This window comes from Methylobacterium sp. D53M, assembly GCF_053345625.1.
In genome coordinates this window covers 1-8,165 of record NZ_JBKFAL010000056.1, presented here as the reverse complement: position 1 = coordinate 8,165, position 8,165 = coordinate 1, and the positions used below count along the sequence as shown (strand labels likewise).

The following is an 8,165-nucleotide window of genomic DNA, read 5'->3' as shown; positions in this document are numbered from 1 at the left end:
CGCGGCCTCAGGCCGCCCGGCTCAGCGACGGCTGGGCGAGGCTCGCCACGTAGGACTCCACCCGGCCGATGAAGGCCGCGAGATGCGGGGCGACGCCCCGGAGACTGGCGAGATCCCGGACCAGGATGTCCTGCGACAGCGCCCTGTCGCCCTCGCTCGGCGCGTCGGCGAGGTAGGAATCGACCGCGTGCTCCGCGATATTGATCGCGCCGGCCCGACCATCTTCGGCGAGCGCTCTGATCACCTGCTGGATGGCGGGCTGCATGGCGGGTCCTTTCCTGGGGTGCGGCTCCGTCGGCGACGGGCTGGCCGGCTTCACGCGTCTCGATCGAGCCCGCCGCGAATCCCCCGTGCGAGCCGTGCTGAGAAGCCGGCAAAGCTGACGTGAATCAAGGCCTTCCGAGAAGGCGCAGAGCGGCTATTCACTCAGTGCATACGGTTTCGGTCAGCCCCGCGGATGCAACACTCTCTTAAATCGGAACCGATACGGCTTCCCGCGCGTTGCCTGTCTCGTCCTGACCCATTGTGCGTCGCACGTGGCCGTGTCACCCTTCCGTCATCATCGGGCGGCGGGGGCTTGAACCATGCGGCACGCGGATGGCGGTATCTCGTGTCAGGTCTTCGGCCCGCTGCGGTGGCGCGGGTGGACGCACGCGGCGTGCCGCGCGCGGCAGGCGGCGAGTTTCGCCCTGCTCGGCACGATCCTCGCGATGGGCGGCGCCACGACCCACGCCCACGCGCGGCTGGTCCTGCCGGATCAGGTGACCGCCGCCGAACCGACCGGGCCGGTGCGGGCGATCGCGGGCTGGACGGATTTCTGCGCCCGCACGCCTCAGGAATGCACGGTCGACACGGCCGAGCCGGCCGAGATTTCCCTGACCGTGGCGGTGTGGCGGACCCTGCAGAGCGTCAACCGCCGCGTGAACGCGCGCATCCGGCCGATCACCGATCAGGCGCACTGGGGCGTCGTCGACCGCTGGGACTTCCCCGATGACGGGTTCGGCGATTGCGAGGATTACCAACTGCTGAAGCGGCGGATGCTGGTGGAGCGCGGCCTGCCGCGGCGCGCCCTGCTGATGACCGTGGTGATCGACGAGACCAATGAGGGCCACGCGGTGCTGACGGTCCGGACCGACCGCGGCGACTTCATCCTCGACAACAAGACCGACGCGATCCGCTCCTGGCGCCGCACCGGCTACAACTTCATCAAGCGGGCCGGCCAGGACGGCGCGGCGTGGGTGTCCCTGGAGGGCAAGGACGGGACCGCGCAGGTGGCCACCGCCGAGCCCTGAACCCGATCAGGCGCCGACCAGCATCGCGGCGAGGTCGAGGGCGACGCGGCCGGAGAGCAGGCTCCAGCCGCACGCGATGACCGTCGCCAGCATCACGAACGGGATCGGGCGCCCCTCGATCCGCCGGCCGCGCACCGTGTTGCGCAGGATGATGAACGGCGCCGAGAAGGCCAGCATCGGCAGGGCGGCGACCGCCGGCAGACCACCGCGCTCCAGCAGGCTGAAGCTCGCCCGCCGCGCCGCGAACAGCTCGAAGGCGCTGGCGATCAGGCCGGACAGCGCCAGTCCGATGCAGAGGGTCCGGATCGACTCGAGGGCGACGGGCGTGAGGACCATTATTCGCGCTCCTGATACAGGTTGCGCGCACTGTACTCACGCCGTTTACCCGTTGTTAAGCACGAGTCTTTGTTAGCGTTAATCCGTGCACAGGTGCGGCCGGCGGGACTCGATCCGAGACGCGGGTCCGGCCGGAGCGCGGGGCCTCAGGCCTCTTCCTCGAGATCGATGTCGAGGATCGCCATCCGGAAGACGAAGGAATCGTCGCCGTCCTCCTTGTCGTCGGCGATCACGCCGATCGACTCCTCGCCGATGAACACCTCGGCGGAGTCGCCGGTCTTCATCGCGGTGAGGCGGATATTGTTGTTCGCGAACTTGCGGCGCAGATAGTCCTGAAGCTTCGCGGTCTCGGCTTTGGTCACGCTGGTCGATCTCCCCTGGCGGCGCTGGCGCCGCCGATGGGCCGAGGGCTTGCCACGCCGCGGGCGGAGCGGCAAGCGCGACGGCCCCGGGTCAGATCCCGTCGCCCAGGTGGATGAACTGATCGAGGGCGACGAGCTGGTCCATCGCCCGGGCCGGATCGTCGCAGCCGGCGGTGCCGACCACGCGCGCCGGCACGCCGACGACCGTCGTGTTCGGCGGTACCGGCCGCAGCACCACCGAGCCCGCCGCCACCCGGGCGCAGGCCCCGACCTCGATGTTGCCCAGGATCTTGGCGCCGGCGCCGATCATCACGCCGCGGCGGATCTTGGGGTGGCGGTCGCCGCGCTGCTTGCCGGTGCCGCCCAGGGTCACGGCGTGGAGGATCGACACGTCGTCCTCGATCACCGCGGTCGACCCGACCACGAGGCCGGTGGCGTGGTCGAGGAAGACGCCCCGACCGATCCGCGCCGCCGGATGGATGTCGCACTGGAACACCTCCGAGACCCGGCTCTGGAGGTAGAGGGCGAGGTCGCGCCGACCGCGGTTCCAGACATGGTGGGCGAGGCGGTAGGCCTGCAGGGCGTGGAAGCCCTTGAAGTACAGGACCGGTTCGAGGGCCCGGAGCGTCGCCGGATCCCGGTCGATCACCGCGCCGATATCGGCGCGGAACGCCTCGCCGATTCCGGGATCGACCGTGATCGCCTCGTGGAAGGCGTGAGCGACGAGTTCGGCCGGGAGCGACGGGTGTCCGAGCCGCGCCGCGACCCGGTGGGAGACCGCGCCCTCCAGCGTGGTGTGGTTCAGGATGGTGGCGACGATGAAGGAGGCAAGCTGCGGTTCGGTCCGCAGGACATCCTCCGCCTCGTTCCGCAACCGCGACCAGACCGGGTCGACGACCGCGAGGTCATGCGATGGGTGAGTGAAGGCAGGACTGGCGCTCATAGTCGGATGCTCATGTCCGGGACTTCGCAGGGTCTGCCGGTCGCGCGTGGGGCGGGGCCGGTCCAGCGCCCGCTCGGCGGGGTGGTTGTCCCGCCCGGAGAGACGGCAGCGGCGGCGACGGACCGCGGGTACTGCCCTAGCGTGGTGCGCTGCACCTCGGCGATCAAGGGCCGGCGCGGCCCGGGGGTCGCATCGATCGCATGGCTGTCAGCGAACGCGGGCGGGTCAGTCCGCCAGCGGCACGCCCTGTCCGAACCGCGCCTCGATCGCCGCCGTCAGACGGTCCAGCATCGTCTGGACAGGGATGTTGGAGGTGTCCACCGTCGCCGGGGCCCGGGCGTAGAGCGGCTCGCGGCTCGCCAGCACGGCGCGCAGCTCCTGCATCGCGGAGGCGTGGTCGCCCGTCGTGGCGAGGTGTCCCTGCTCGCGGACGCGGCTCATATGCTCCTCCGGCCGGGCGCGCAGCCAGATGGTGTAGAACGCCTGGAGGAGCAGATCGTAGGTCAGCGGTTCCGCGACGATGCCGCCGCTCGTCGCGAGGATCAGCGGCCCGGGATGCTCGGTCAGGCGCCGCAAGGCCGCCTGCTCGAGCCGGCGGTAGCCTTCCTGGCCGTAGATCGCGAAGATCTCCTGGACCGAGAGGGCGTTCTCCCGCTCGATCTCGGCGTTGAGCTCCACGAAGGTCCAGCCGAGGCGCTCGGCCGCGAGCTTGCCGAGGGTCGACTTGCCGGCGCCGCGCAGTCCGGTCAGCGCCACGCGCGGCCGGTTGCTCGATTCGGGCCGGCTGCCGCCGGACAGGGCCTCCTTGGCGGCGACGATCTGGGCCGGGCTCGCCTGGGCGAGGAGGTCGCGCACCACGGGCCAGTCGGGCAGCGCGTCGTTGCCGGTGATCAGGTCGTCCAGCCGCACACCCATGGCGTTCGCCACCCGCCGCAGCAGGATGATCGAGACGTTGCCCTGGCCGCCCTCTAGCTGCGCGATGTAGCGCTCGGACAGGCCCGAGGTCTGCGATAGAACCTTGCGCGACAGCCCGCGCACGGTGCGCGCGTGCCTGACGCGTCGCCCGAGGTCCGTGAGAAAGAGAGATTCCTGTTCCACGCCGGTCATGGCGCCGTCCGCTTTCCTGCCAGCTCGAAAGCAGAGTCCGTGCCCTGCATGCCTGCCGCTTCGAGATCCATCGCGCTTTGGCGTTCCGCCAGACAGGAAGCTGCCTGAGAACGTGCGCGTGTAGACCGGCGTTTCCTGCCCTGAGATCCGTCGTGCGCCACCCGCGTACGGCCGCTGTCTCGCGGCGCCGGTCCGTACCGTAACGATCCAACCACGTTGCTGGCGTGGCGCCTATGTGTTGCGGATCGACCCGATGGTCAAGCCTTGGGCATGATCCTTGTGTGGGCAGAAGGCCCGGCCGGGCGGGCGATCGGCGGTCTGCGCCCGCGCCGGAGCGGGCGCGCTACTCGACCGGCAGGGCCGTGGCCTCGCGCACCGGCGTGGCGAGCGCCGCGGCGGCCGGGGCGCGCCGCGGCGTGGCGGCGGCGAGCATCTGGAGCGACGGACGGCGCGGCGGCAGCGGCACCTCGACCGCCTCGACCGCCGCCTCGGTGGCCGGTGCCGAAGCGGCCGCGGGGGTCATCGGGGTGGCGGCCGCCGCGGGCTGCGGCGAGAGCCGGAGTTCCGCCATCTGCGCCGGCGAGGCCTCCGCGCTCCCGAGGGCCGTGGGTCGGCGCGGCGGCAGCGGCACCTCCACGGCGGGAACCGAGGCGGCCTGCGGGGCGGCCGGGGGCGCGCCCGCGGCCGGGTCGATGGACAGGCTGGCGAGTTCGACCGCGGCGCCGGCCAGGGCGGCGGGCCGGCGCGGCGGCAGCGGCACCTCGACGGTCTCGGTCGGAACCTCGGCCACGGCGGCGGCCGTCGGCGCGTAGGCCAGGGCGGCGGCCGCGGGGTTGGGTTTGGAGTCGGCGACGCCGCCGCCGAACAGGCTCGCGAGGGCGCTGGCCGAAGCCGCCACGGGGGCGACCACCGAGGCGACCTCGGTGGAGATGCCCTGGCGCTTGGCGGCGTAGTAGTAGCCGCGGTTGTAGTACTGGTAGGCCTGGGCGACGTTGCCCTTGGCCGTGCGGTAGGCGCCCGCCAGATAGGCCACGCCGTAGCGCAGGTTGGTCTCCGGATCGTACAGGCCGGCGGCGTCGCCGGTGTAGCCCATGCCGCGCGCGGTCGCGTGCTTGATCTGCATGAGACCCAGGGCGCTGCCGCCCTTCGCCCGCGGATTGTAGTTGCTCTCGCGCTTGACCACGGCGTGCACGAAGCTCGCCGGAACGCCGTTCGCCTTCGCCTGCTGCTCGATCAACGCGTCGATATTGTCGCGCGCGCCCTGCCCGAAGGCGGCGGCGGGCGCGACCGCGAGGACGGCGGCCAGGATGAGGCGATGCATTCCGAGACCCGGTGCTGCTTGTTCTGTAGTCAAGCTAGGTCACGGGGAAATGAGGCCGGAAAGCGGCCCCCGTTCGGCAGCCTGTGGGCGGCCGGGGCGACGGGCGTGCTTGTGATCCGCGCGCCACAGGGCGGCGCGCGGACGCGGTCGGCCGGTCTGGGGAGCCGGTCAGGGAAGGATGAAGCGCTCGACCGCGCGGGCGAACCCGTCGGCGTCGTTGCTGTCCGTGACCGCGCTGGCGGCCGCCTGGACGCTCGCCTCGGCATTGCCCATCGCCACGGAGTAGCCGCTCTGCGCGAACATCGGGCGATCGTTCCCGGCATCGCCGAACGTGGCGATCCGCTCGCGCGGGATGGCGAGATGCGCGCTCATCCAGGCGACGAAGCGACCCTTGTCGAGATCGGGCGGCGTCACGTCGAGATAGTACTTCTGCGAGCGGTGGACGGTGGCCCGGCCGGCCAGCGCCGCCGCGATTCGCGTCTCGCAGGCCGCGAGATGGGCGTGGTCGCGGCTGACGCCGACGATCTTGGCGGCCATACCCATGAGCGTTCCGAGATCCGGCACGACTCGGGGCTCCGCGTCGATCGTGCGGCGCTCCAGGTCGGTGTAGGGCCCGTCCGGGTCGCGCAGGCACCACGCGCCGTCGGCGAAGACCCAGACGTCCAGCCCCTCGGCCAGGAGCCGGTCGAGGGCCGCCCGGGCCGCCGGCTCCGGGATGGTCCGCTCCTCGATGATCGACAGGTCCGGCCGGACGACGCTCGCGCCGTTGAAGGCCCCCATCGGCAGGTCGAGGCCGAGCTCCGCCACGAGGCTCCGCAGCCCGATCGGCGGCCGCGCCGAGGCGATGCTGAAGCCGATCCCGGCCGCGCGCAGGCGGCGCACGGCCGCCACCGTCGCTGCCGTCAGGCGCTTGTCCCCGGTGACCAGGGTGCCGTCGACGTCCGAGATCACCAGGGCGATCCCCGCGGCCTTGCCGGTTCCTGAAGTCATCGCGTCACTCCCCACCCGGATCCCGGCGCGCCGCGGTGGCGAGTTCCGCCACGACCCGGTCGGCAATCGCCTCGGGCGGCTCGAGGATCCCGACGGTGATCGGGTGCTCGTCGGGGCCCGGGACCTCGAGGGTGGCGAACTGGCTGTCCAGGAGATGCGGCGACATGAAATGACCCTGGCGCTCCGCGAGACGCCGCGCGATCAGGGCCTTGTCGCCGTCGAGGTAGACGATGCGGACCCGCCGGCTGCCCCGGGTGAGGACGTCCCGGTACGCGCGCCGGAGCGCCGAGCAGACCACCACGCCGGACTCGCCGGCGTCGAGGCGCTGCTGGATCCAGGTCGCGATCCGGGCGAGCCACGGTGCGCGGTCCGCGTCGTCGAGGGCGTGGCCCGCGTGCATCTTCGCCACATGCTCCGGCGCGTGGAAGCTGTCGCCGTCCACGAAGATCCAGCCGAGCTTCTCGGCGATCAGCGCCGCCACGGTGCTCTTCCCGGACCCCGAGACGCCCATGACCACGAGCACCTGAGCGGCCGTCCCGGCATCGAATGGCGAGTCTGATTGGGACGTCATCCGGACCACCGTGGCTCCGAGGCGCGCCGGGCCGCCGCGCGTCACGATCATGCGGAGCGCGCGCGCGGAAGGGAAGATCGCCGCGCCCGACGTTGCCGCCCTGTCGGCAGGAACCGTCGCGGCGCGGGCCGCGTTGACGACCCAGAACGCGAACATTTAGGGAACATGAGTCGCATGGCTACCACCACCGCGAAGGCGACGTCGAAGGCCGATCGGGATTCCGGAGTGCGCCAGGATGCGCATCAGGACGCGCCGGAGAACCCCAAGACCGACCCGAAGGACGTGTCGAACCAGATCAAGGATCCGGACCAGTGGACCACCGGCGGCGAGCCGATGACCGGCGCGCAGGCCTCCTACCTGAAGACGCTCTCCGAGGAGGCGAAGGAGCCGAAGGCGTTCGATCCCGACCTCGACAAGGCCGAGGCCTCCAAGCGGATCGACGACCTGCGCCACAAGGCCGGCCACGCCTGAGCCGTCGCGAGCGCGCCCTCGCCGGGCGCGCCCGCTGACCGGGGCGGTGCATATCCCGCCCGGAATCGGCCCGATGCCCTGTTTCGGACACTTCGTTAAGCCGGCGGCAAGCGCGGGCCGGTAACAGCCTTCCGAGCGCGTGGGGCCACGCGGACGGCGGGACGGGAAGGCGCGTTCGACCATGGATGAGCCGGGCGGCGACGGGGCGGGGCGGCGCGCGGTGCGATCCCGGGCGGCGGCCGCCCTGACGGATCGGATCCCTGTCGCGGCCGCGCGCTTCGCCCGCGACCTCCGCGGATCCACCGCGACCGAGTACGCCCTGCTCGGGGGCCTGATCTTCCTCGTCGCGGTCGGCAGCATCCGCTACTACGTGTCCCGCGTCAGCGCCGTCTACGGCGACATCACCGCGGCGGTGACCCAGGGTCAGTGAGCGGATCGCGCCGGGGCCGAGCGGCCCTGGAGTCGATGGGCCGACCCGTTACCGTCGACAGCGCCCGGATTTGTGTCCCGATATTTCAGCAGCGCGCGCTGCGCCCGGCATTCGTCGTCCCTGTGCCCCGAAAAAGCTGTGCTTAACGAGGATGACTTAGCAGTCTCGGTCGTGGCGGGCGGAGTGTGGCTCACCCGCTACGGACACCTGGGCCGCTATGGGCTAGGCACGGGCTCGGCAATACCGATGGGCAACATCTGGATGCGCAAACTTCCCCTCGTCCTGCTCGCCGTCACGGCGATGTCGGGCTGCACGTACCTGCCCGCGGCGGGTCCGACGGCA

At 71.6% G+C, this 8,165-nt stretch carries 11 protein-coding genes; 3 read left to right on the top strand and 8 right to left on the bottom strand.

Annotated features, from left to right (window positions below; all coding sequences use genetic code 11):
• Positions 1-7 precede the first annotated feature (7 nt).
• A complete protein-coding gene (locus tag ACLBYG_RS31125; RefSeq protein ID WP_447684023.1) occupies positions 8-265 on the bottom strand; it encodes a hypothetical protein in 258 nt (85 codons plus the stop codon).
• A 319-nt stretch (positions 266-584) separates the two neighbouring features.
• Between ACLBYG_RS31125 and ACLBYG_RS31120 the strand changes: the two genes are divergently transcribed.
• Positions 585-1,292, top strand: a complete 708-nt coding sequence (locus tag ACLBYG_RS31120; protein WP_026605326.1) for a transglutaminase-like cysteine peptidase — start codon at positions 585-587, stop codon at positions 1,290-1,292.
• A gap of 6 nt (positions 1,293-1,298) precedes the next feature.
• Here ACLBYG_RS31120 and ACLBYG_RS31115 read toward each other — a convergent pair whose 3' ends face one another.
• From ACLBYG_RS31115 to ACLBYG_RS31085, 7 genes are all read right to left on the bottom strand, one after another.
• Positions 1,299-1,628 carry a DUF6949 family protein gene (locus ACLBYG_RS31115; RefSeq protein ID WP_020095662.1) on the bottom strand — a complete coding sequence of 110 codons (330 nt, stop codon included), beginning with the start codon at positions 1,626-1,628 and terminating at the stop codon, positions 1,299-1,301.
• Between the two features lie 146 nt (positions 1,629-1,774).
• On the bottom strand, positions 1,775-1,990 hold the full coding sequence (locus tag ACLBYG_RS31110; protein ID WP_007565940.1) for a DUF3126 family protein: 216 nt from the start codon (positions 1,988-1,990) through the stop codon (positions 1,775-1,777).
• Between the two features lie 91 nt (positions 1,991-2,081).
• The gene (cysE, locus tag ACLBYG_RS31105) at positions 2,082-2,933 is read right to left on the bottom strand and encodes a serine O-acetyltransferase (protein WP_447684022.1); all 852 of its coding nucleotides are present in this window, start codon (positions 2,931-2,933) and stop codon (positions 2,082-2,084) included.
• A gap of 225 nt (positions 2,934-3,158) precedes the next feature.
• Positions 3,159-4,040 carry a helix-turn-helix transcriptional regulator gene (locus tag ACLBYG_RS31100; protein ID WP_020095664.1) on the bottom strand — a complete coding sequence of 294 codons (882 nt, stop codon included), beginning with the start codon at positions 4,038-4,040 and terminating at the stop codon, positions 3,159-3,161.
• Between the two features lie 343 nt (positions 4,041-4,383).
• Positions 4,384-5,361, bottom strand: a complete 978-nt coding sequence (locus ACLBYG_RS31095) for a lytic transglycosylase domain-containing protein (RefSeq protein ID WP_447684021.1) — start codon at positions 5,359-5,361, stop codon at positions 4,384-4,386.
• 168 nt (positions 5,362-5,529) lie between these two features.
• Positions 5,530-6,351 (bottom strand): Cof-type HAD-IIB family hydrolase, encoded by an 822-nt coding sequence (locus ACLBYG_RS31090; RefSeq protein WP_447684020.1) that lies wholly within the window; start codon positions 6,349-6,351, stop codon positions 5,530-5,532.
• Positions 6,352-6,355: 4 nt separating this feature from the next.
• Positions 6,356-6,922: a gluconokinase gene (locus ACLBYG_RS31085; protein ID WP_427510502.1), complete on the bottom strand. Its 567-nt coding sequence runs from the start codon at positions 6,920-6,922 to the stop codon at positions 6,356-6,358.
• A 174-nt stretch (positions 6,923-7,096) separates the two neighbouring features.
• On the opposite strand from ACLBYG_RS31085, the gene ACLBYG_RS31080 reads away from it, so the two are divergent.
• Positions 7,097-7,393: a DUF3072 domain-containing protein gene (locus ACLBYG_RS31080; protein ID WP_447684019.1), complete on the top strand. Its 297-nt coding sequence runs from the start codon at positions 7,097-7,099 to the stop codon at positions 7,391-7,393.
• Between the two features lie 181 nt (positions 7,394-7,574).
• On the top strand, positions 7,575-7,823 hold the full coding sequence (locus ACLBYG_RS31075) for a Flp family type IVb pilin (RefSeq protein ID WP_056526187.1): 249 nt from the start codon (positions 7,575-7,577) through the stop codon (positions 7,821-7,823).
• Positions 7,824-8,165: the final 342 nt, after the last annotated feature.